Origin of the sequence: Aquibacillus koreensis (assembly GCF_025154055.1) — a bacterium.
Taxonomy (GTDB): Bacteria; Bacillota; Bacilli; order Bacillales; family Amphibacillaceae; genus Aquibacillus_C; species Aquibacillus_C koreensis.
This window is the reverse complement of sequence record NZ_JAOALK010000056.1, coordinates 149,631-173,715: the sequence shown is the minus strand read 5'-3', so window position 1 is coordinate 173,715 and position 24,085 is coordinate 149,631. Positions and strand designations below refer to the sequence as shown.

At 36.7% G+C, this 24,085-nt stretch carries 22 protein-coding genes; 17 read left to right on the top strand and 5 right to left on the bottom strand.

What is annotated here, in order from left to right; genetic code table 11:
- The first annotated feature begins 540 nt into the window (after window positions 1-540).
- The 11 genes from NYQ66_RS17300 to fabI all read left to right on the top strand — a co-directional run bounded on the left by NYQ66_RS17300 (window position 541) and on the right by fabI (window position 15,507).
- A complete protein-coding gene (locus tag NYQ66_RS17300; protein WP_259871279.1) occupies window positions 541-2,592 on the top strand; it encodes a sigma 54-interacting transcriptional regulator in 2,052 nt (683 codons plus the stop codon).
- 141 nt (window positions 2,593-2,733) lie between these two features.
- A complete protein-coding gene (gene bcd / locus NYQ66_RS17295; protein WP_259871277.1) occupies window positions 2,734-3,831 on the top strand; it encodes a branched-chain amino acid dehydrogenase in 1,098 nt (365 codons plus the stop codon).
- 23 nt (window positions 3,832-3,854) lie between these two features.
- Window positions 3,855-4,940: a butyrate kinase gene (buk, locus tag NYQ66_RS17290; protein ID WP_259871276.1), complete on the top strand. Its 1,086-nt coding sequence runs from the start codon at window positions 3,855-3,857 to the stop codon at window positions 4,938-4,940.
- 12 nt (window positions 4,941-4,952) lie between these two features.
- Window positions 4,953-6,380, top strand: coding sequence for a dihydrolipoyl dehydrogenase (gene lpdA, locus NYQ66_RS17285; protein WP_259871275.1), 1,428 nt, complete (start codon window positions 4,953-4,955; stop codon window positions 6,378-6,380).
- Complete coding sequence (locus NYQ66_RS17280; RefSeq protein ID WP_259871274.1) at window positions 6,373-7,392, top strand: thiamine pyrophosphate-dependent dehydrogenase E1 component subunit alpha; 1,020 nt, start codon at window positions 6,373-6,375, stop codon at window positions 7,390-7,392. Before lpdA ends, NYQ66_RS17280 begins: the two co-directional genes overlap by 8 nt.
- 12 nt (window positions 7,393-7,404) lie before the next feature.
- Window positions 7,405-8,388: an alpha-ketoacid dehydrogenase subunit beta gene (locus tag NYQ66_RS17275; RefSeq protein WP_259871273.1), complete on the top strand. Its 984-nt coding sequence runs from the start codon at window positions 7,405-7,407 to the stop codon at window positions 8,386-8,388.
- Window positions 8,389-8,411: 23 nt separating this feature from the next.
- A complete protein-coding gene (locus NYQ66_RS17270; protein WP_259871272.1) occupies window positions 8,412-9,701 on the top strand; it encodes a dihydrolipoamide acetyltransferase family protein in 1,290 nt (429 codons plus the stop codon).
- A 244-nt stretch (window positions 9,702-9,945) separates the two neighbouring features.
- Window positions 9,946-10,662, top strand: a complete 717-nt coding sequence (locus NYQ66_RS17265) for a YebC/PmpR family DNA-binding transcriptional regulator (protein WP_259871270.1) — start codon at window positions 9,946-9,948, stop codon at window positions 10,660-10,662.
- A gap of 164 nt (window positions 10,663-10,826) precedes the next feature.
- Window positions 10,827-11,318, top strand: a complete 492-nt coding sequence (locus NYQ66_RS17260) for a YajQ family cyclic di-GMP-binding protein (RefSeq protein WP_259871269.1) — start codon at window positions 10,827-10,829, stop codon at window positions 11,316-11,318.
- A gap of 277 nt (window positions 11,319-11,595) precedes the next feature.
- Complete coding sequence (locus NYQ66_RS17255) at window positions 11,596-14,484, top strand: glycosyl hydrolase 115 family protein (protein ID WP_259871267.1); 2,889 nt, start codon at window positions 11,596-11,598, stop codon at window positions 14,482-14,484.
- Window positions 14,485-14,727: 243 nt separating this feature from the next.
- Window positions 14,728-15,507: an enoyl-ACP reductase FabI gene (gene fabI / locus NYQ66_RS17250; protein ID WP_272479896.1), complete on the top strand. Its 780-nt coding sequence runs from the start codon at window positions 14,728-14,730 to the stop codon at window positions 15,505-15,507.
- Window positions 15,508-15,589: 82 nt separating this feature from the next.
- On the opposite strand, the gene NYQ66_RS17245 is transcribed toward fabI, so the two are convergent.
- The 4 genes from NYQ66_RS17245 to NYQ66_RS17230 form a co-directional block, all read right to left on the bottom strand.
- A complete protein-coding gene (locus NYQ66_RS17245) occupies window positions 15,590-15,790 on the bottom strand; it encodes a YjcZ family sporulation protein (RefSeq protein WP_272479895.1) in 201 nt (66 codons plus the stop codon).
- Window positions 15,791-15,901: 111 nt separating this feature from the next.
- Complete coding sequence (locus NYQ66_RS17240) at window positions 15,902-16,462, bottom strand: TetR/AcrR family transcriptional regulator (RefSeq protein ID WP_259871266.1); 561 nt, start codon at window positions 16,460-16,462, stop codon at window positions 15,902-15,904.
- Window positions 16,463-16,486: 24 nt separating this feature from the next.
- The gene (locus tag NYQ66_RS17235) at window positions 16,487-17,191 is read right to left on the bottom strand and encodes an MBL fold metallo-hydrolase (RefSeq protein ID WP_259871264.1); all 705 of its coding nucleotides are present in this window, start codon (window positions 17,189-17,191) and stop codon (window positions 16,487-16,489) included.
- 143 nt (window positions 17,192-17,334) lie between these two features.
- Window positions 17,335-18,297, bottom strand: coding sequence for a D-2-hydroxyacid dehydrogenase (locus NYQ66_RS17230; protein WP_259871262.1), 963 nt, complete (start codon window positions 18,295-18,297; stop codon window positions 17,335-17,337).
- Between the two features lie 611 nt (window positions 18,298-18,908).
- Between NYQ66_RS17230 and NYQ66_RS17225 the strand changes: the two genes are divergently transcribed.
- The 5 genes from NYQ66_RS17225 to NYQ66_RS17205 all read left to right on the top strand — a co-directional run bounded on the left by NYQ66_RS17225 (window position 18,909) and on the right by NYQ66_RS17205 (window position 22,671).
- Window positions 18,909-19,520, top strand: coding sequence for an SAM-dependent methyltransferase (locus NYQ66_RS17225; RefSeq protein ID WP_259871260.1), 612 nt, complete (start codon window positions 18,909-18,911; stop codon window positions 19,518-19,520).
- A 27-nt stretch (window positions 19,521-19,547) separates the two neighbouring features.
- Window positions 19,548-20,165, top strand: a complete 618-nt coding sequence (locus tag NYQ66_RS17220; protein WP_259871258.1) for a transporter — start codon at window positions 19,548-19,550, stop codon at window positions 20,163-20,165.
- A 153-nt stretch (window positions 20,166-20,318) separates the two neighbouring features.
- Window positions 20,319-20,750, top strand: a complete 432-nt coding sequence (locus NYQ66_RS17215; RefSeq protein ID WP_259871256.1) for a hypothetical protein — start codon at window positions 20,319-20,321, stop codon at window positions 20,748-20,750.
- Window positions 20,751-20,882: 132 nt separating this feature from the next.
- Window positions 20,883-21,344, top strand: coding sequence for a YwnF family protein (locus NYQ66_RS17210; RefSeq protein WP_259871254.1), 462 nt, complete (start codon window positions 20,883-20,885; stop codon window positions 21,342-21,344).
- 154 nt (window positions 21,345-21,498) lie between these two features.
- Window positions 21,499-22,671: a TraB/GumN family protein gene (locus NYQ66_RS17205; RefSeq protein WP_259871252.1), complete on the top strand. Its 1,173-nt coding sequence runs from the start codon at window positions 21,499-21,501 to the stop codon at window positions 22,669-22,671.
- A gap of 79 nt (window positions 22,672-22,750) precedes the next feature.
- Here NYQ66_RS17205 and NYQ66_RS17200 read toward each other — a convergent pair whose 3' ends face one another.
- Window positions 22,751-23,638, bottom strand: coding sequence for a polysaccharide deacetylase family protein (locus tag NYQ66_RS17200; RefSeq protein WP_259871251.1), 888 nt, complete (start codon window positions 23,636-23,638; stop codon window positions 22,751-22,753).
- A 195-nt stretch (window positions 23,639-23,833) separates the two neighbouring features.
- Between NYQ66_RS17200 and NYQ66_RS17195 the strand changes: the two genes are divergently transcribed.
- Window positions 23,834-24,064: an excisionase family DNA-binding protein gene (locus tag NYQ66_RS17195; protein WP_259871250.1), complete on the top strand. Its 231-nt coding sequence runs from the start codon at window positions 23,834-23,836 to the stop codon at window positions 24,062-24,064.
- The last annotated feature ends 21 nt before the right edge of the window (window positions 24,065-24,085 follow it).

Below are 24,085 nucleotides of genomic sequence, written 5' to 3'. Positions count from 1 at the left end.
TAACAAAGCTTGTTCAAATTTAATATGATTTTATTAAGGCTTTCTTTTTAACGTGTTAATTCCATATTCTTTCCCTGACACGTTCAAATGCATCTCATTCTAACGCGTTAATACAAGGTACGCTCCCTGAGGCGTTCGAATGTGCCTCTTTCTAACGCGTTAATTCAGGGTACGCTCCTTGATGCGTTCGAATGTGCCTCTTTCTAACGCGTTAATTCAGGGTACGTTCCTTGACGCGTTCGAATGCACCTCTTTCTAACGCGTTAACTCAAGGTACGCTCCCTGACGCGTTCGAATGCATCTCATTCTAACGCGTTAACTCAAGGTTTGCTCTCTTACGAAATAATTTCATCCTCTTTTAACGCGTAAACATTACAAGCGTTTTTCGAAAACAACTACAGATTTCATATTAAATACGAATATTAATAGGATCAAATTTTTGCGATGTTTGATACTACTGCAAACATTCGTATGATCTTGCCAAATAATGCAGATAAGTATAAGATGGAATTATGCAAAAAAATGCAGGGCGTGAATAATATGAAACGTATTTTAATAATTGGAGCTGGAGAGCTCTGTCAACGAGTGATAAAACAACTCGATACCATGAGTCATATAGCTGTTGCGGCTGTTATCGATCTAAATCCAAATGCTAATGGGTTGAAGTTAGCTAAGGACTTTGGATTTGAAACAGGTACTGAATGGGGTGTATGGCTTAATCGGGACATACATATTATATTGGATACAACAGATGATCAATCTATAAATAAAGAGTTAAAAAAGTTAAAGCAGGAAAGTACTGTCTATTTATCTAAACAAGTAGTAAATGTAATCGTTGAAATGTTAGAAGATAAATCAAAGGAACAGTCTAAAAGTGATTGGAACTTGATATTGGATAGCCTACCTGAGGGAATGGTTGTTGTAGATGCTCACGAAACGGTTACATTTATGAATAAGAAAGCAGAACGCATGATCGGGATAGAAAAAAATAAAATGATCGAACAACCGATTCAGAAAACGATACAGCAAACAAGGTTACCTCAGGTGTTAAGAACAAGAAAGCAAGAGAGTAATCAAAAAATGACATTAGAGAATGGGAAAAAGACAATCACGACTACTATCCCAATCATTGATGGGGAACATAAATTAAAGGGAGCTTTATCAGTCATCAGAGAGCTTCATGATGTAGTTGAATTAGCAGATCAGGTTTCAGGGTTAAAGGAAGTAAAAAAAATATTGGATGCAATATTTTATTCGTCAGATGAAGCGATTAGTGTGGTAGATGAAAATGGTGTAGGAATTATGGTTAATCCTGCCTATACGCGTTTAACTGGTTTGAACTCAAAAGAGATTATCGGTAAGCCTGCATCTGTTGATATTTATGAAGGAACGAGTATGCATCTTCAAGTGTTAAAAACAAGAAGGCCAGTTAAAGGCGTAAAGATGAAGGTCGGTCCAATGAAAAAAGATGTCCTTGTAAATGTGGCGCCGATTATTGTAGATGGAAAGATTAAAGGAAGCGTTGCAATTCTACAAGATGTATCTCAAATCCAAGGTTTGACAGGTGACTTAAGACGTGCAAGGCAGATTATAAGAAATTTAGAAGGAAAATTTACCTTTGATGACATCATTGGTACATCTAATGAGATGAAATTGGCCCTAGAACAAGCAAGGGTCGGTGCAAAAAACCCTTCAACAGTATTATTGCGTGGAGAATCGGGGGCTGGTAAGGAACTATTTGCATACGCCATTCATAACGAAAGTGATCGAAGACATAATAAATTTATACATGTTAATTGTGTAACTGCAGATGAAAAAATACTGGAGCGAGAACTATTTGGTTATGAAAATGAGGATCCCTCCATCGACTATTTTTACGAAACAGGATATTTTGAGAAAGCAAACAAAGGTAGTATTTTCTTAGACGAAATAGGCCTGCTATCTATAGAAATGCAAGCCAAACTCCTTCACGTATTAAAACAAGATGAAATAACAAGGGTTGGCGGGTTGAAGCCAGTTCGTATCGATATTCGAATAATAACTGCTACCAGTATAAACCTTGAAAAAGCTATTATGAATGGGGAATTTTTAGAAGAATTGTATTATCGTTTAAATCGTTTACCTATATTTATTCCGCCATTAAGGGAGAGATTTATCGATCTAGAAGAGCTAGTTCAAGACATTACCTTAAACACAAATGAGAAATACGGTAGGATCGTTCAAACAATCGATAAAGATGTATATGACTTTTTAAAACAATACCATTGGCCTGGTAATGTTAGAGAACTAGAAAATGTAATTGCTCGTGCAATGATTGGTATGAATAAAGAAGAGAAAAGAATGCAACGTAAACATATTTCACCTTTCATTAACGATACTAATCAACCAAGTTTTCCTAAACAATTCAAAAATATATGGAATGGCCAGACATTACAGCAATCAATTGATATACATGAAGAAAAAGTAATTAGAGAAGCACTCGAAACACATGGTTATAATAAGACAAAAACTGCACAAGCCCTAGGAGTCTCTATTCGAAATCTATATTATAAAATGGACAAGTATAATATTGCAAAAGGTAGTGTGCAATAATTTGCATAGGTGTAACCGTGGTTGCATACCTATAACAATATATAGGGCGACAGGATACGAGATTATTAGAAGAACAACGTAATAAATGGAGAAGTTGTAAAACCAAATAGATGAACAACAAAGACGCAGGAGGCAATAATGATGGAGATTTTTCACTATATGGAAACATATGATTACGAGCAATTAGTATTTTGTCAAGATAAACATTCTGGGTTGAAGGCAATCATAGCGATCCATGATACTACACTAGGTCCGGCTCTCGGTGGCACGCGTATGTGGACCTATCAGTCAGAAGAAGAAGCTATTGAAGATGCATTGCGCTTAGCTAAAGGAATGACATATAAAAATGCAGCAGCAGGTTTAAACCTTGGTGGAGGGAAAACAGTTATTATTGGTGACCCTAAAAAAGATAAGAATGAGTCGATGTTTCGTGCGTTCGGTCGCTACATCCAGGGGTTAAACGGTAGATATATCACTGCTGAAGATGTTGGTACCACTGTAAATGACATGGATATTATCCACGAAGAGACAGATTATGTTACAGGTATTTCACCTGAGTTTGGTTCATCAGGAAATCCATCACCAGTAACCGCTTATGGTGTGTACAAAGGAATCAAAGCGGCGGCTAAGGAAATGTTTGGTAATGATTTATTAGAAGGGAAGACAATTGCCGTTCAAGGTGTAGGAAGTGTTGCATACACGCTTTGCGAATATCTGCATCAAGAAGGTGCGCATTTAATAGTTACTGACATTAATAAAGACGCAGTAAATCGAGCGGTGGAAGCTTTTCGAGCGAAGGCCGTTGACCCAAATGACATCTATAGCGTCGACTGTGATATATATGCACCTTGTGCACTCGGGGCAACGTTGAATGATGATACCATTCCGCAGTTAAAAGCAAAAATAGTAGCAGGAGCTGCCAATAATCAATTAAAAGAAAAGAAACATGGTGATTTGCTTCATGAAAAAGGCATACTTTACGCACCTGATTTTGTCATCAATGCTGGTGGGGTCATTAATATAGCTGATGAATTGATAGGATACAACCAAGAACGTGCATTAAAACGTGTAGAAACGATTTATGACAATCTGTCTCGTGTATTTGAGATTGCTACGCGTGATAATATACCGACTTACGTTGCAGCTGATCGAATGGCAGAGGAACGTATTGAAAGTGTTAAACAATCAAGAAGCCAATTCTTGTTAAACAATAAACATATCTTATCCAATAGGATGTAAGTCAACTTGGAGGTGTTATTCGGTTGCAAAAGAAACATCGTATATTAGTAATCAATCCAGGGTCAGGGTCTACTAAAATTGGTGTATTTGATAATGAACACTGTATTCTTGAAAAAATAATTTGGCATCATTCCGAAGATCTTACACCATTTTCGAGAGTAATGGAACAAACGCAATATAGAAAGACAGTTATACTGCAAGAATTGGACCAACAAGGGATTAACCTATCAAATTTTGATGCTATATGTGGCCGAGGTGGTTTACTTCGCCCAATCGAAGGCGGCACATACCTTGTAAATGACTTCATGCTACAAGACTTAAAGATGGGTTTTAATGGAGAACATCCTTCCAATTTAGGTGGCATTCTAGCATACGAAATAGCATCTGATTTAAACATTCCATCTTACATCGTTGACCCTGTAGTGGTGGATGAATTACACGCCCTTGCTCGAATTTCAGGATTTCGTGATATACCTAGAAAAAGCATTTTTCATGCGTTAAATCATAAATCTGTTGCACGTCATGCAGCAAAAGAATTGGATAAAACTTATGAACAAGTCAATCTAATTGTTGCCCACTTGGGTGGCGGTATTACGGTTGGTGCACATAGACATGGAAAAGTAATTGATGTTAATAACGGACTTGATGGGGATGGACCATTTTCGCCAGAAAGAGCTGGAACTGTTCCGGCTGGTGATCTAATTATTCAATGTTTTTCCGGAAATAACTCCAGAGATGAAATGATACAAAAAATAGTTGGGCAAGGTGGACTAATGTCTCACCTAGGAACGAAAGATATGTCTGAGATCGAAAGAAGAATAGAACAAGGCGATCAAAATGCGCTTGTGATTTATCAAGCCATGGCATATCAAGTCTCTAAAGAGATTGGTGCAATGAGTACTGTGTTAGAAGGACAAGTAGATGGGATTGTTTTAACGGGAGAGATTACTTTAAGTAAAAAAATCATTGAAATGATTAGTGACCGAATAAATTGGATAGCCGATGTGTTTACTTATCCTGGTGAAAATGAATTATTAGCTTTGAACCTTGGCACATTACGGGTATTAAAAAATGAAGAAATGGCAAAAAACTATGCTGATTTTGGGTAAGGGGGAACTAAAGTGGCTCATGAATATGATCTTGTAATCGTTGGTGGTGGGACAGGTGGTTACGTTGCGGCTATACGAGCATCCCAATTGGGATTAAAAACCGCCATAGTAGAGAATGAGAAATTAGGAGGAACATGTTTACATAAAGGTTGTATTCCATCTAAGGCATTACTACGAAGTGCTGAAGTGTACAGACAATCGAAACAAGCAAGTGATTATGGTGTTGAAATAGAGAAAACTGTACTACATTTTAACAAAGTCCAAGAACGTAAAAACAAAATAGTCGAAAAGCTACATCAAGGTGTATTGGGACTAATTAAAAAAGGAAAGATTGATGTTTATCAAGGTTATGGCCGAATCCTAGGACCCTCTATTTTCTCACCAACTGCTGGTACAGTATCTGTTGAACTAGAAGATGGCAGTGAAAATGAAATGCTTATACCAAAGAATGTATTGATCGCAACAGGCTCAAAACCCCGTGTGTTTGATGGCTTAGATGTGGATGGTACATCTATTTTAACTTCCGATCATGCACTTGAATTAGAAGAGTTACCAAAATCAATGATCATTATTGGTGGAGGTGTTATTGGAGTAGAATGGGCATCTTTATTAGCAGATTTTGATGTAGAGGTTACACTTGTCGAGTATGCAGAGCGAATACTACCAACAGAGGACCAAGAAATCTCTAAAGAAATGACAAGGCATTTGAAGAAAAAAGGAATCACTATCCTTACGAGCGCAATGCTACAGATAGATTCTATTGATAAAATGTCTGATCATGTGGAAATTGATATTGAGAAGAATGGTGAAACAGTAACGCTAAAGGCGGAGAAAATGTTGCTTTCGGTTGGACGTATAGCGAATACGGAATCACTAGGATTGGATAATACAGAAATCATTATTAATAATCAGGGCTATATTGATGTAAACAATTATTATCAAACGAAAGAATCGCATATTTATGCTATTGGGGATGTTATTGGTGGACTTCAGTTAGCACATGTTGCATCTCGTGAAGGTGTAATAGCGGTGGAACATATGGCAGAACAAAAGCCTGAACCCCTAAATTACAACCAGATTCCATCAGCAATCTATTCTCATCCAGAGATTGCCAGTATTGGATTAACAGAGCAGCAAGCAAAGGAAAATGGCTTTTCTGTTAAGACTGGAAAAACTACCTTTAAAGCAATAGGAAAGGCATTGGTGTATGGGGAAGACGCAGGTTTTGTAAAGGTTATAGCCGATAAGGATACCAATGATCTGTTAGGCATTCATATGATTGGTCCACATGTAACAGATATGATTTCAGAAGCTGGTCTGGCAATGGTTCTGGATGCTACACCGTGGGAGATCACACAAACTATTCATCCGCACCCATCATTATCAGAAGCTATTGGAGAAGCTGCATTAGCAGTAGAGGGGAGGAAAATACATGGTTAAAGTGGATAGGAAGAAAAAGGTGATTGAACAAAGGCATGAACAACTAGGGTTAAACGATGAACAAGTGTTAGACATGTATCGAAATATGCTGTTGGCAAGAAGAATTGATGAAAGAATGTATCTATTAAATAGGGCAGGGAAAATTCCATTCGTGGTTTCCTGTCAAGGGCAAGAACCAGGTCAAGTTGGTGCAGCATTTGCGCTTGATAAGGAGAAAGACTACGCGCTTCCTTATTACCGTGATTTAGGAGTTGTACTGACATTTGGAATGACAACAAAGGATCTATTCTTACAGGCTTTTGCAAAAGCAGAGGATCCTAACTCAGGTGGCAGGCAAATGCCTGGTCATTTCGGACAAAAGAAGAACAGAATCGTTACAGGTTCATCTCCGGTTACAACGCAAGTTCCTCACGCAGTAGGCATTGCGCTTGGTGCAAAAATGGAGAAAAAAGATTTTGTTAGTTTTGTAACTTTCGGCGAGGGTTCATCTAACCAAGGAGATTTTCATGAAGGGGCAAATTTTGCCGCAGTCCACAAATTACCGGTTATTTTTATGGTGGAAAATAACCAATACGCCATTTCAGTCCCATTAAGCAAACAGGTTGCTTGTGAGAAAATATCTGATCGAGCAATTGGGTACGGTATGCCTGGTATAACAGTTGATGGAAATGACCCGCTAGCAGTGTATGAAGCTGTTAAAGATGCAGTGACAAATGCACGTAACGGTCACGGACCGACGTTAATTGAGGTGGTTTCCTATCGTTTACTAGCACATTCTAGTGATGATGATGACCGTAGCTATCGATCGAAAGAGGAAGTTGACGAAGCGAAAGAAAAAGATGGAATTATTACATTCGCAACGTATTTAAGGGAGACAAATGTCTTAACAGAAGAGATAGAAGTGAAATTAAATGATGAGATTAAATCATTAATAGATGATGCTACAGATTATGCAGAAAAAGCGCCATATGCCGATGCAAAATCCATTTATAAACATGTGTATGCAGAGTAGGGAGGGGAAAACATGCCAGTTAAATCATATATTCAAGCCATCACGTTAGCATTACGTGAAGAAATGGAACGTGATGAAAAAGTTTTTGTATTAGGGGAAGATGTTGGTGTCCGTGGAGGAGTATTTCGTGCAACAGAAGGACTGTATGAACAATTTGGATCAGAAAGAGTATTGGATACACCTCTTGCAGAGTCAGCAATAGCAGGTGTAGGTATTGGTGCAGCGATGTACGGAATGAGGCCTATTGCGGAGATGCAGTTTGCTGATTTCATTATGCCTGCAGTCAACCAAATTATCTCTGAGGCTGCAAAGATTAGATACAGATCAAATAATGATTGGAGCTGTCCCATTACTATTCGTGCACCTTATGGTGGGGGTGTTCACGGTGCCTTATACCATTCTCAATCGATTGAATCCGTGTTCGCTAACCAACCCGGATTGAAAATCGTCATGCCGTCTACACCTTATGATGTAAAGGGACTTCTAAAGTCTGCGATCAGAGATGAAGACCCGGTGTTGTTTTTGGAGCATAAGCGTGCTTACCGCTTAATAAAAGGGGAAGTACCCGATGAGGATTATACTTTGCCAATCGGTAAAGCGGACGTTAAGCGTGAAGGTTCAGATATTACCGTTATTACATATGGATTATGTGTGCATTTTGCACTTCAAGCAGCAGATAAATTGGAGGCAGAAGGTATTGATGCACATATTCTAGATTTGCGTACGGTATATCCCCTAGACAAGGAAGCAATTATCGAAGCCGCATCTAAAACAGGCAAAGTTCTGTTAATTACAGAAGATAATCTAGAAGGAAGTATTATTGGAGAAGTAGCCGCAATTATAAGTGAACATTGTCTGTTTGACTTAGATGCGCCTATCAAACGACTTGCTGGGCCAGATGTACCATCAATGCCATACGCGCCTCCACTGGAAAAAGAATTTATGGTGAATCCAGATAAAGTAGAAAAAGCAATGAGAGATCTAGCTGAATTTTAAGAGGTGAAAAGGAGGGACAACCCTTGGCTTTAAATAAAATTACAATGCCACAATTAGGTGAGAGTGTAACAGAAGGAACAATTAGTAATTGGCTTGTGGCAGAGGGAGATCACGTCAATAAATATGATCCTATTGCAGAAGTGTTAACAGATAAAGTGAATGCAGAAGTACCATCATCTTTTTCAGGCATTATAAAGACGCTTTCTGCTAAAGAAGGAGAAACACTCGAAGTCGGCGCATTAATGTGTTATATCGAAACGGAACAAAGTGACACCCCAGAGCAAACATCTTCTACGTCTATTACTGAAAATCAGTCCATTGACAATATGGAAGAAGAGGATAATTCGATGAAAACTAGATATTCTCCAGCAGTTTTAAAGTTAGCACAAGAAAATACAATTGACTTAACACAAGTGAATGGGACAGGTCGTGGTGGAAGAATAACGCGCAAAGATATAGAAAAGGTAATAAGCAATGGTGGCACAACAAAGGTTGAACAAGTTGATCCTACTCCGGACACCAACCTAATAAATGCAATTGAAGAAGAGAAAACGAATAAAGAATTGGCCTATCATCCTCCTGCACCAGAACCACAAATAGTGCAAACCGAAACCGGTGACAAAGAAATTCCTGTTACTGGACTTAGAAGAACGATTGCTAATAATATGGTTCGCTCAACAACAGAAATTCCGCATGCATGGATGATGATTGAAGTTGATGTTACAAACCTTGTTAAATATCGTAATTCGGAGAAAACACGTTTTAAAGAGAATGAGGGATATAATCTTTCTTATTTTGCGTTCTTTTTAAATGCAGTCGCAAAGGCATTAAAGAAGTTTCCGCAATTAAATAGTTCTTGGGCAGGTAATAAAATTATTCAACGTAAAGATATTAACTTATCCATTGCGGTAGCTAGAGATGATGAACTTTTTGTTCCAGTAATTAAAAATGTAGATGAAAAGAGCATTAAAGGGATTGCAAAAGAGATCGATGTCCTTGCTAAAAAGGCAAGAAACGGAAACCTTACAACACAAGATATGCAGGGTGGGACATTTACTGTGAACAATACAGGCTCATTTGGGTCCGTGCAGTCCATGGGTGTCATCAACTATCCGCAGGCTGCGATTCTACAGGTTGAGTCAATTGTTAAACGTCCAGTCATCATTAATGATATGTTTGCGGCAAGGGATATGGTTAATCTATGTTTATCACTCGACCACCGTGTTCTAGATGGCGTAATCTGTGGACAGTTTATGTCTCATATAAAAGGCATCTTAGAAAATATTTCGAGTGATACAACGCCAATTTATTAAATCTGGGGGTAACCCCCGGATTTTTTTGTTTCACTTTGAAATTAAATAATCATGAATAATTGTTCTAAATGTCAACTAGGCAACTGAATGACTAGCTTATTAGAATTAGATTTCACAATGTCTTCTATAATTATCACTACTAATTTTTAAAATTACGGTATAATAGAAGGTGGTTTTATAGAAGTAGCAGTATCAGAACCGAAAAAAATATTAGAATTTTGATGGAAAGAGAGAGTGGGACTACATGGGTCGTAAATGGAACAATATTAAAGAAAAGAAAGCTGCAAAAGATAAAAACACGAGTCGTATTTATGCGAAATTCGGACGTGAAATTTACGTTGCTGCGAAACAAGGGGAACCAGATCCAGAATTAAATACAACATTAAAGTTTGTATTAGAACGAGCAAAAACATATAGTGTTCCAAAATCTATCATAGATCGTGCTATCGAAAAAGCAAAAGGTGGAACAGAAGAAAACTATGACGAGCTTCGTTATGAAGGCTTTGGTCCAAATGGATCGATGATTATCGTTGATACATTAACGAATAACGTTAATCGTACAGCCGCAGAAGTCCGTGCTGCTTTTAATAAAAATGGTGGGAATATGGGTGTTAACGGCTCAGTAGCTTACATGTTTGATAGTACTGCAGTTATTGGATTTGAAGGAAAAACCGAAGATGAAGTGTTAGAATTTCTAATGGAAGCGGACCTCGATGCACGAGATATCGTGGAAGAAGACAATTCTATCATTATTTATGCGGAACCGGATCAATTCCATGCGATTCAAGAAGCCTGTAGAGAAGCAGGAGTGACTGATTTCACCGTAGCCGAACTTACGATGCTTGCACAAACGGATGTTAACCTTGATTCAGAAACAGAGGAACAATTTGATAAGCTAATCGATGCACTAGAAGATTTGGAAGACGTGCAGCAAGTGTATCATAATGTAGAAATGAGCTAAATTAAAAATGTGTCAGTAATTGGCAAACATATATGATCATATATGTTTGCCAATTTGATTAGGTGAAGAGTTTTAGTTTACTGACCTTATAGGTCATTTAGTTGAAGCGGTAAACAGATTTCAACTATAATATTTACATATTGAATAAAATGGAGGAATAGTTGATGGCAAAAGATAGTTCGTTTGATATTGTGTCTGAAGTTAATCTATCAGAGGTAACAAATGCTGTAACAATGGCGATGAAGGAAATTAAAACGCGATATGATTTTAAGGGTAGCAAAAGTAATATTACAGTAGAAGACGGAGAACTTGTTTTAATTTCTGATGATGAGTTTAAATTAGACCAACTAAAGGATGTTTTAATTGGTAAGTTAATTAAACGTGATGTATCATCAAAAAGTTTGGATTATGGAAAGATTGAAAATGCTTTTGGTGGCACTGTTCGTCAACGTGCGAAGCTAGTTCAGGGAATTGATAAAGACCAAGCGAAGAAAATTAATAAGATTATCAAAGATTCAGGTCTGAAAGTGAAAAGTCAAATCCAAGACGATCAGGTTCGTGTGAGTGGGAAGAACCGAGACGATTTGCAACAAGTCATCGCAGCGATAAAAGCGGCAGACTTACCAATTGATGTACAATTTATTAATTATCGTTAACATGTAATGAAAAAACGTTCATTTTACTTGTATAACTATAGAAGATACTTAGTAAAATGAACATATTTTGTTATAAGGGTTGTTTTATCACTTCTATCCATTATAATGAAAGCGGTTTTATTTTAGGGGAAGAACACTACATGTTTTCAACTGACTATTCCAACAAAAGTAGAAAAACTGCAAATTTAAAATCGCACAGAAAAAACTAGTGCTAATGTATGTAGCCTCTAATGAAGTTCAGATAGAGTTGGAAAGTATAAAGTAGAAAGGGATTTTTATGGAATTTATTATTAATCAAGAGATATTAGGACAGGGGTCATTATTTTATCAGGAAGAAGATGCGTTTAGTGGTGTGAATAAGATTGCTAAAAAGGTTATGCACGATGTGGAGTTAGTTTTTGGTGATGCGCCACAAGCAACGATGGACAGAACGAAGCTAGGGAAGACTGCAGTGTTGTATGGAACAGTCGGTCATAGCCCAATGCTTCAGGAGCTTGAAGAGAAAAAACTAGTAGATTTATCTGAAGTTACAGGTAAGAGAGAAGTTTTTCTATTTAAAGTGGTAGACCGACCATTTGAAGGTGTTGAAAAAGCACTTGTAATCGCGGGAAGTGATAAACGTGGTACAATCTATGGTTTATTTCATCTATCAGAGCTTATGGGTGTTTCTCCACTAGTAGATTGGGCTGATGTAAAACCAAAACGTAAAGCTTCTCTATCTCTAAGTGGAGACTTAACATATGTATCGAAAGAGCCATCTGTTCGCTATCGTGGTTTCTTCATCAATGATGAATGGCCAGCCTTTGGTAACTGGACGATGAAGCGATTTGGTGGCTTTAATGCAGAAATGTATGAGCATATTTTTGAGCTATTGCTAAGAATGAAAGGAAATTACATGTGGCCCGCAATGTGGTCAGCACGATTTTTTGATGAGGGGCCTGGCTTAGCCAATGCTGAATTGGCAGATGAATATGGCGTGGTAATGGGGGCATCTCACCATGAGCCTGCTTTGCGTTATGGAGAGGAATACAAATACCTACGTGGTAAAGATTCTAAGTATGGAGATGCTTGGAATTTCGTTTCGAATAGAGAAGGAATTACAAAGTTCTGGGAAGACGGTTTAAAGCGTGGTGGTAAATTTGAGAACGTCATCACAGTTGGTATGCGTGGTGAACAAGATACATCCATTATGGGGAAAGAATCTACCTTAGCTGATAACATTGAATATCTACGAGATGTGATCCAGACACAAAACAAGTTAATCGAGGAAAATGTAAACCCTAACCTTTCAGAAGTTCCTAGAATGCTAGCGCTTTACAAAGAGGTGGAACCATTCTTTTATGGGGACGAAAATACACCAGGGTTAATGAATTCGGAAGAGCTTGAAGATGTCATTTTGATGTTATGTGATGATAACCATGGTAACTTACGTACATTACCTACAGAAGAAATGCGTAGTCATTCAGGTGGTTATGGTATGTATTATCATTTTGATTACCATGGTGGACCAGTATCGTACGAATGGATTAACAGTTCTTACCTTCCAAAAGTTTGGGAGCAGATGACGATGGCTTACGATTTTGGTGTTCGTGATCTATGGATTGTAAATGTTGGTGATGTTGCTACACAGGAGTTCCCATTATCTTACTTTATGGATTTGGCTTACGACTTTGATAAATGGGGTACAAATGCGATTAATTCAACTGAACTCTATACGAGACAATGGATGGAAAGACAGTTTGATGGTGTATTCACTGAGGAAGATAAAGAGAAAGTATTTGAATTACTCACAGGTTACACAAAGATTGCACATAAACGCAGACCTGAGGCAATGCATGCAAATGTGTACCATCCGGTAAATTATAAGGAAACGGATCATACATTAGAGCAAATTGATTACCTATTAAATATTGCAGAAGAATTATATGAAAAAGTTGATAAAGAGGATTTTTCCACTTATTTCTCACTCGTTTATTATCCTGCAGTAGGAAACCTTAACTTACAGAAAATGTGGTTACTTACGACAAAAAATCATTATGATGCGAAATTGCGTAAAATGGAAGCAAACAAATTGTCAGAGCAGATTAAAGGTTGCTTCAAGAAGGACCGTGAACTGGTAGAACAGTTTCATACTATAGATGATGGTAAATGGTTTGGAATGGGGCTTTCTGAGCATATCGGATTTATTCATTGGAATGAAGAAGAAGCGCAGTATCCGATACTGATGAATGTTCTACCTGCGAATAAACCAAGAATGGTAGTCACGATAGATGGCACAGAACGGTTTTGCGAGGGTCCTGAATGGCATGACAATAAACTTTATCTAAATGACTTCTTACAACCAGATATTGAAGAAGCATCTTTTACTATCTCTAGTGTAAGTGATTTAGATGCAGAGTATGAAATTACCTGTGAAACTAAATGGTTAACTTGTTCGAAGACTAGCGGAAGCCTTGATGGTAAGGAAAAAACAAAAGAAGATATTGATGTGAAGATTGATCGAAGTGCAATGAATGGTGAGACTGAAGGACGTATTGTTGTCAAAATGTCAATCGGAACTTGTGAAATCATTGTAAATGCAACGAATGAGGATTTTAGTGAATATCCTAAGATGACCTTTGTTGATACAAATGGTTACATTTCTATTGAGGCTGAACATTTTTCTCAGCGTAAAGATACAACAAATCAGCAGGGTGATATAAATAGATTTAAAGTACTTGAAGGATATGGAAAAACACGATCTGCAGTTAAGGCATTTCCTACAACATCGTATTATACTGCCGGTGATGACGCACCTTATCTGGAATATCAATTCGTAGTACAGGAAGCTGGGAACTATGAGTTAGAATTCTATATGCAACCTTCCAATCCAGTAGCGAAGGATAATACCATTTACTGTGGAATCCAAGTCAATACGGATGACATTAATATTGAAAATGTACTTCCTGAAGGATACCGTGTAGGTGGCGATGATTGGGCAGAAGGTGTACTGGATAACATCCACAAGCACGTTAGTAAGATTAATTGTAAAGAAGGATTAAATACCTTAAGAATCCATGCAGTGAGCCCAGGTTTTGTATTAGAAAAGCTAGTCATCTATCCTGATGGAAAGAAACCTGCAAATAGCTATCTTGGACCGACGGAAACCTATTTTGTAGGGAAATAGGTTAAAAGAAATAGATTAACAATAAAATAATTAATGAAAGTAAGTCCCACTTATCAACTTAGAAAGTGGGACTTACTATTTAGATGATTTATTATCCTAGGAAGGTATTGCTACACGTAAGGTAGAGAAGGATTTGACTATCTTTGTAAAATAAGTTAAATTACATGAAAGTTAATGAAGATTAACAAAGTGGAGTACGTTTATTTAAATCTTAGGAAAAGATGTTAAAAGATGGAGGAAATTATGGAAGATATTTTAAAAGTAAAAGATAAAGTTTTTGTCATTATGGGAGTAGCAAATGAAAGAAGTCTTGCATGGGGAGTTGCGCAATCACTTTACAAAGCAGGTGCACGATTAATATTTACATATCGAAAAGAACGTTCTTTAAGTAAATTAAACAAGTTGTTAGAGGACCATGGTTACCAAGCTGAACTTGTAGTGCAGTGTGATGTCAATGATGATGAGAGCATTAAACATGCATTTAATGAAATTAAAGAAAATGCCGGAACAATAAATGGAGTGGTTCATTCTATTGCTTTCGCGCATGGAGAGGATTTGAAAGGGGATTTTGTTGAGACAACAAGAGAAGGTTATGCTTTTGCACAAGATTCTAGTGCTTACTCTTTAATTGCAGTTACAAGAGAGGCTAGAGCATGTATGGTAGATGGTGGGTCTATTGTAACCATGAGCGCACTGGGTGCAGAGCGTGCACTTGATGGTTATAAGGTAATGGGTGTAGCAAAAGCTGCTCTAGAATCAGCTGTCAGGTATTTGGCTTTAGACTTAGGCGACGTGAACATAAGGGTAAATGCTATTTCAGCGGGTCCGATCCGAACCCTAGCGGCCAAGGGTATTCCATCATTTAATCAAATGTTACACGACATTGAGAAGAAGGCTCCATTAAAAAGAAATGTAACGCAAGAAGAGGTCGGGGATATGACATTATCATTGTTAAGTCCTATTTCTCGAGGGGTAACAGGGGAAGTCATACATGTGGATTCAGGTTACCATATTGTAGGCTAATCTGTATATGTAGAAATAAACAATGAAGAGGAAACCCTATAATCGGGTTTCCTCTTTCTATTTAAAAGAGATAAATTGTATATTAGTTATAAAAAGATGCACCTACAATGATTAGCAAGATAAATAGAACAACGATTAGCGCGAAACCACCACCGGCACCATATCCAGTAGCACCATAACCAGCACCAGCACCGTAGCCATAACCAGCACCAGCACCGTAGCCATAACCAGCGCCATTAGCAGGATAACCATTACCATAACCATATCCTCCGAAGAAACTCACTTAAACAACACCCCCTTAATTTCTTTCTACTTTACTTTATGAGAGTGAACTTAATTCGTTCAGGACAAATGACTAATGTATCTAATATTAGGCTTTTAGCGCTATTCATTTTTATCGTTTCATACCTTTCAAATATGTTGTCATTATATAATCGAAACTATGGTTAAGTTTAATTGGAATACCAAACCCATTTGCTTTTTCTAGGGAGGAGAATCCGTGAAGAAGGCTTCTTAATCCTCTAACAACGTGTAACTCTTCTTCTTTTGTGAAATTGTAATGTTTGATTGTTTGAACTGCAAGTTGCACAATTTTATTGGCTGCTTCATAAATCTCTTTGTCTTGAGCATTCGGTGCAGCAAGCGTAGATTCATATAACCCAGGATGATTTCTCGCAAAATTTAAATAACCCTTGCTAAGTGCAATTACTCTCTCGTCACCACTAATACCTTCCATATTAGCCTTCATGCTACTATAAAGCTGTTGTATACCTACTAGTGCCATTTCTGTTTTCAACGCGGATAGACTACTTATGTGGTTATAAAGAGACGGGGGCTTAATATTCAATTTCTTTGCAATTGTTGCCATAGTGACTTTTTCTATACCTTCGTCATCTGCAATATTAATTGCTGCTTCTAATACTTTTTGTTTAGATAGACCAATTCTAGGTGACATGATTTAGTAAACCTCCTCGGTGTGTTATTGAGTTAATTTATGTTCTGCACGCAATATTGCTTGCTCCATTAATGTTTCTGGTTCTAGTATAACAGGCCCGTGTCCTACAAATAATTTGGTAGGATTATATGCCAATAGCTTTTGGGCGCTTTCAATCGCTTTTTCTTTATTCCATGTTGCTAAAGCAGGGAAGGGGAAACTCCATTGTAAGTCACCAGATACTGCTAATGCTCCTTTTGTTTGGAAGGCATCACCTGCAATAACACAGTTATTTCGTACATCTAAAAAAGACATTGAACCTGGTGTATGTCCTGGAGTTGCTATAGCAAGTAACGATCCGATTTGATCTCCATCTTTGACCCATACATCCGCTTTCGTTTTGACATTTTTGGGTACCCCTCCACGAATTGGTGTTTCAGGTTCGGAAGGAAATAAGGAACGATCACCAGCTAACAGGTGAGAATCACGTTCAGAAATGTAGACAGTTAGTTCTGGGAGATGTTCTTTTAGTTTGTCTAAGGAGCCTACATGATCTTCATGGCCATGTGTTAATAAAATTTTTGTAATGGGCTTCCCAAGTAATTTAGCTACTTTTTGTATTCGTTTTGCGCTGAAGGGTAAAGCTGCATCAATTAGGGTTAACTCATGTTCTTCTTCAACCAAATAACAATTTACAGGAAAAAAATGTTCAAAAAAACTCACCTTTGTTACTGTTTTATAAGCACTCAATTATCGATCACCTCATTATAATTTATAAAACTAACACCATTAGTTTAACAATAACTAATGGTATTAGTTTTGGCAAGTGCTATTTTTACTTTAATCCTTAAAATGCCAAAAAAAAGCCGGGATTAATTCACCCGACCAATTCCTTAATATCCTCTTTTATAATCAACTAAGTTTACTGATGGCGTATGACCATTCAAATATTGTAATAAATTCGGTATTAAGATATCATCAACAACTCTTTGATGATAGTATTCTGTTGAACCCGCCGTGTGAGGAGTTATGATAACATTATCCATATTCCAGAGAGGACTCTCATATGGCAATGGTTCTTGTTCAAACACATCACAGCCGGCACCAGCGATTTGCTTTTCTTGTAGTGCCTTTATAAGAGCAGGCTCATCAACTAATTGTCCGCGGCCAATATTAATAAAAAAGCTAGAATCTTTCATCTTATTAAACGCTTCTTCACCAAAAATGTGGTACGTTTGGTCAGTTAACGGTAAAGTAACTACCACATAATCACATTTTGGTAATAAATCATGCAGTTCATCCATGGTTGCTATTTCATCAAAATAACTAGCAGGTTTTTTAGCGTTTCTTATACCAATAACATGCATCCCAAATGCTTTAGCGATCTTGGCAGTTTCTGTTCCGATTGCACCTACGCCAAGAATGCCAATTGTTTTATTATGTAGTTCTAGTTTTAAACTTTCGTGCTTCCATACTCGCTCTGACATGTTTTGAACATATGCATGGATTTTTCTTGTGAGTGAAAGCATCATTGCAAAAATTGTTTCGGATATCGGAAAGGCATGCACACCATTTGCGCTTGTTAACAAGATATCATGCTTAGCAAAACTGTCAATTGGATAGCTATCCACTCCAGCACTCCAACTTTGAATCCACTTAAGCTTAGTACCATTCTGTAAGCATGACTCGGCAATTTGTTTATTCCAACCAGCGATGACCTCTGCATCTTGGATATGCTTCTCCCAAACAGTACTATCTTTTCCTGTGTAAACATTCCAATCAGGAATTATATTTTTGATCTTACTAATTAGCTCTTGATCCAGTTCTTCCGCTATGATCATACTCCGTCTTTCCATCCAAATCACCTCTGCACTTTAGTATAGTTATATTTTAACACGTCTGTTTACCTAATGTTTCCTCTTAAGCATTTAAAATAGAGAAAAAGTATATAGCTTTGAAGATTTACCAGGAATACTTATACCTTTGAGATGAGAGTCAGGATGGTTGTTATTGCAGATTAATATATAAACTACGCAGTAACTTCCTTACGGTATTTATGGGATGAGTGCTAGAACGACGCTGCGGAAAAACACTCGCTTTCCGTGGGGAACGCTTCAGCCTCCTCACTCGCAAAGAACGCTCACTGCGGGTCTTCAGACTGTTCCTTTCCCACAGGAGTCTCGTGTTTTTCCTCCGCTATGTTTGGCTTTCTATTATCGTGAGAAGTAAGTTGGTTATGAGTTGCGATGTTAATGTACTGAATACAATGGCAAAGAAATGCTTAACTCTTTCTAAAAAAGCACAAGTTCAAATTTTACTAAAAGCAGTTACTCGAGGAGCGGGTGGGTTAGATATGTCGGATTTTATATCAAATATGAAGAAAAACTAGAGGAAAAGAGCGGCTTAAAGGGATAAATGGTATGATTACTATGTAACACATTCTTTAATGTTATGAAAAGGTGAAATTATGTTAGAACGAAACTATGACAAATACCTCCATATAGAAACCAGTAAATATAGTGAAACGTTTGATCATTCAAATGTTCATTATCATCGGTATGAACCAACTCCGTACAGTGCATTACAAGTATTATTTGAGCATCATAAAATAGTAAGCAGTGATCGGATCGTTGATTTTGGCTGTGGAAAAGGGCGTTTGATTTTTTTTATTCATTATTTCTATCAGGCAACTGTTATCGGAATTGAGATGAATCAATCGTTCTACGAATCCGCTAGGAATAATTCTCTGAGCTATATCCGTCAAAATCAACTAGTAAAGCATGATAATATACATTTGTATCATTGTTTAGCGGAGGGCTATCAAATAAACGAAAATGATAACAAATTTTATTTTTTTAATCCATTTACAGTTCAAATCTTCATGCGTATTATTAATAATATTCTTAGGTCTGTAGAAAAAAATCCTAGAGAGATTGAACTGATTATTTATTATGGGTCTGATGATTATGTTTATTTTTTAAATTATCAAACTACATTCTCACTAAAGCAAGAGATAGCTGTACCAATATTAGTTGATTCTAATCCGTATGAACGTTTTTTAGTTTATCGACTAGGATAATAGTAAGTGTAATGAAGGGGTCATAATATGCAAAAGATAGCGAAAAGCGTATATGAGGCAATTATGATACTGTTAGTAATGGTTACAATTATTACACTTTGGACAGATCACAATTACAATTCGACCATTAATTGGGTTGTTTGGGCATTCTTCTTCCTTGATTTTGTCGTACGATTGGTGAAGTCAAAGCATAGGTGGGAGTTTGTTAAAAAGAATCCGTTTTTAGTTATTGCCATTATACCTTTTGATCAATTTTTCCAGATAGCTAGAATTGTTCGTGTGTTCTATTTGTTTAGATTAAAGACGATAACAAAATACTATGTAATGCCTTATATGAATAAACTATCGTATGTTTCAACAACTTTGATTGGTATTACTTTATTCTCTTTGTTATTAGTGGAAGCATCTATTCTGTTACATGTAGAAAGTGCAATTGATACTTATTATAGTGCTTTATATGTTGTATTTTCTCATTTATTATTTTTCGGTCACCAAATAATTGATATTCAAAACACAATCTCCATCTGGTTGTTAACTGTTACAACGATTGTAGGAATTGTTATGCAAGGTCTAGCGTTACAATGGCTGTTTTCGATTGGAGATAGATATGTAACGCGTATAAAGGAGCAAAATAAGTCAACGTGATTTCATATGATATTTTTCAATAAACCTTTTGATCTTATCTCAGATCAGAGGTTTTTTTGGTTCATTCTCAGGATAGAATAGAAGATAGCCTAAACAATCTCATAATACCCATCACATACAAACGAAGAATTTGCACATTAGAAAGGTGATCTTGTGAAACTGATTGATGAACTAATCCAAGCATTAATTGAACTTGTCCATGATTATAATGTTGGCTTGATCGATCAAATTGAACTCCAATTAAAGTTACAATATTTAATTTCTAGGATAGATAAAATCGAGATAAACTATAATGTGAAGCCTTTTAAGCAACTAGTAAACAGAAAACATACAATTACATTAGATCAATTACTTTACAAAGCAAAATATCGCGCTGTTCAATCGATATTAGTACTTAAAAATGTACGAACGAAAAATGCTTTATCCCATCAGTTATCTGTTCTCATTGGGAAAAACTTATATTTTGAATCACTTTATCGAACATTGGAGAGTTGTTATTACGCGTATATAAATATGAATCATTTAGATGAATTTTCTAAAGAAGTTGAACTATTTAAATATAAGGATGGCCGATCACTTCTCTGAAATAGTTCTGAATTTTTGATTTAACCCATTTAGAGGAGCTATAATAAATGTATAACTAAATGAACGTTGTAATTAATCATCAAGTTTGGATTATCAGTTTGATCAAATCATTTCGGAAGGGTGATACTTCTTATGAACGATTTCCATCAAGTTGTTAATAAATTGCCGAAGAGCGCACAAGTTGAATTAGAAAGTATCCAAAAGCTAATTGGTCCAATTATGAAGGTCCGAACGAGATATATCATGTTCTCTGTGCCAATGATTACTCTTTCTCTATTTCAATTATCAGTACTACTGTTTTATGGGGGCATGAACCAAGAATTGTTGTGGACTTCCGTTTTTTATGCTCTTCTAGCAGCAATAGGGTTTGCGTTGCTTAAGGAAGGGAAGCAGAAAAAACTAGAAATGCAGCAAATGACAAATGATTATATGATAGATCGAGTGAATAAAAGTCAGTTTGTTTCAGAACATAACAAAAAAGAATACGTCGAACTGATTCAACAACAACCGTTCCTAGCGATAAATAATTTCATTCGCTTTTTGACTGAAGAAGACAAAATAAGAAGAACTAGCGGTAATTGGTTTAAGAGATGAATTGAAATCAGCCTCCCCTTTAACTAAGAGGCTGATTTTTTTCAATATAAAAGAAACAATGTATGTTGCTGTAGTAAAAAAATGATATGATATGTTTAGTCTTATTTTTATGCTTGAAGAAAAATGAATGATACCAGTAAAAGGACGGTAGTATATGACGGAAGAGAACATTACCAGAATCGTAATTGGAGAGAAAGAATATATTTTAATAGGAACGGCACACATATCAAAACAGAGTGCTGAGCAAGTAAAACAAGTAATAGAAGCAGAAAAACCTGATTCTGTTTGTGTGGAATTGGATGAGCAGCGGTATCAATCGATAAAAGATGGTAGTCGTTGGAAGGAAATGGATATATTTAAGGTGATTAAAGAAAAAAAAGCATCGCTCTTATTAATGAACCTTGTCGTGTCTTCTTTTCAAAAAAGGATGGCAAAGCAATTAGACATTACCCCTGGACAAGAAATGATTCAAGGGATAGACTCTGCCAATGAGATTGGGGCGGAGTTGGTATTAGCTGATAGAAATATACAAATCACATTCTCAAGAATCTGGCACCAAGTAGGGTTTTCTGGGAAAGCGAAGCTAATGATGAGTGTTGTGTACAGTATTTTTAGTAATGAAAGTATAACAGAAGAAGAACTAGAAAAAATGAAAACGCAAGACATGTTAAGCTCTATGTTAAATGAGTTAACAGAATCATTCCCTAAATTAAAGGGGCCATTAATAGACGAACGTGATCAATACTTAGCACAGAAAATTAAGCATGCTCCAGGAGAAAAAGTTGTTGCTGTCTTAGGTGCAGCCCATGTTCCTGGAATTAAAGAAGAAATCCATAAAGAACAGGATTTAGGTAAATTAACAAGGATTCCTCCGAAGTCTAAAGCACCAAAGATAATCGCTTGGGCTATCCCTATCCTTATTTTATCTATTATTGCTTATACATTTTATACAAATCCATCCAGTGGCATTCAACAAGCACTTAGTTGGTTACTTTGGAATGGTACCTTATCAGCGATTGGAACAGCAATTGCATTGGGACATCCTCTAGCGATTCTAACTGCCTTTATTGCTGCACCAATTACTTCTTTAAATCCGCTACTTGCAGCAGGATGGTTCGCTGGAATTGTTCAAGCGTTTATACGTCGCCCAAACGTTGGCGATTTCGAGACAATCTCTGAAGATGTAACGAGCGTAAAAGGTTTTTGGAATAATAAGGTCACAAGGATTTTACTTGTCGTTGTCTTAGCTAATCTAGGTAGTTCCCTAGGGACATTTATTGGCGGAGCAGATGTCATTCGTTTATTTATAGATAATATTTTCGGGTAACACTTCCCTCAAGAAATGGAAGCTGAGGAAGTGGCTGAGCCTTTAGCTTAAAAAGAGCAATCATTTGATTGCTCTTTTCCTATTCTATGATCGGATATTCTTCAAGTTTAACAAAATGGAATCCTTTCTTTTGCAATAATGGAACTGCCATTTTTACACCTTCAGCGGTTCCGGAGTCTGGTTGATTCATATGCATAATAGCGATTGATCCAGGTTGTGCTTGTAATAAGGATTGTTTTACTTGATTAGCAGAATAGGTTGCACCTGCATCACCATTAATATCAAAATTAACTACTTCCATACCAAGTGATTGAAGTAGACTAACAGAAACCTCATCATAATGTGCAGTTCCTGACCGGAAATATCTGGATTTAATCCCTGTCAATTGATAGATGGTTTGGTAGTTTTCCATTACCTCTGCTATCACTTCCTGAGGCGAACTTGTTCCATTTATTCCATAGGCTTGTTGTCCATTCACGCTAAGTGGTTTATGGTGTGTACCATGATTTTCAATCTGAAATTGATCGTTCGAAGCTATTTGTATAAATTCATCTTTGTTATGATCAATCCAACGTTTGTTAAAAAATAAAGTGGCAGAAATATCATGTGCAATTAAGAAATCAATGAGATCCTGATCGATACCGTTACCTGTTTCGGAACCACACGCGTCAAAGGTTAAGGCAATTACTCTGTCATCTGTATCAAGTCGTTGCTTGACCCCATCAACAGATAATCCCCATTGTTTTGGGGGCTTCACGTATTCCTTTGTAATTTTTCCTGCATGAAATAGCAGTTGTTGGTAAGTTATTGCTTGGACAAATTTCATATGTTGGTCTATCGATTTTTCATGAGGAGCGTGCGTTGCATGAGTCACGTATGTTGCGGAAAAAGCTTGCTTTTCTTTAGGGAGCATCATCGAAATTAAAATAAAACAGATCACCAAGATTAATCCAATTAGTTTCTTCAAAATGAACATCCTTTTATTTTCTTTTTAGGTATATTATAAAGGAAAAGAGATTGATAGCATACTAGCTTTAAAGTTGTTATTTGTGATTAGCTTATTCTAATTAAAAATATAGCCATGCATAGTAATTGACCAAATATAACGTATAATGTGTATGATAAGACAAGTAATCTTAAAAGATAAAGGAATGAACGATGAATGTATCTAACCGTAAAAGAAACAGCTGAATATCTAGATATGGATGAACAGTACATACAAAAGTTAATTTTGACTAAACGAATACGGGCATTGTTTGATGGAGAACAATATCTTATAAACAAAGAACAGTTCAATACACATAAAGAGCAAGTGGAGAAATATCGAGAGTTAATTCAACAAATTTTAAATGAACCAATTCCTGAAGATATAGATGTAAAGGATGAAGATTGAACATTGAACATAGATAGGAGA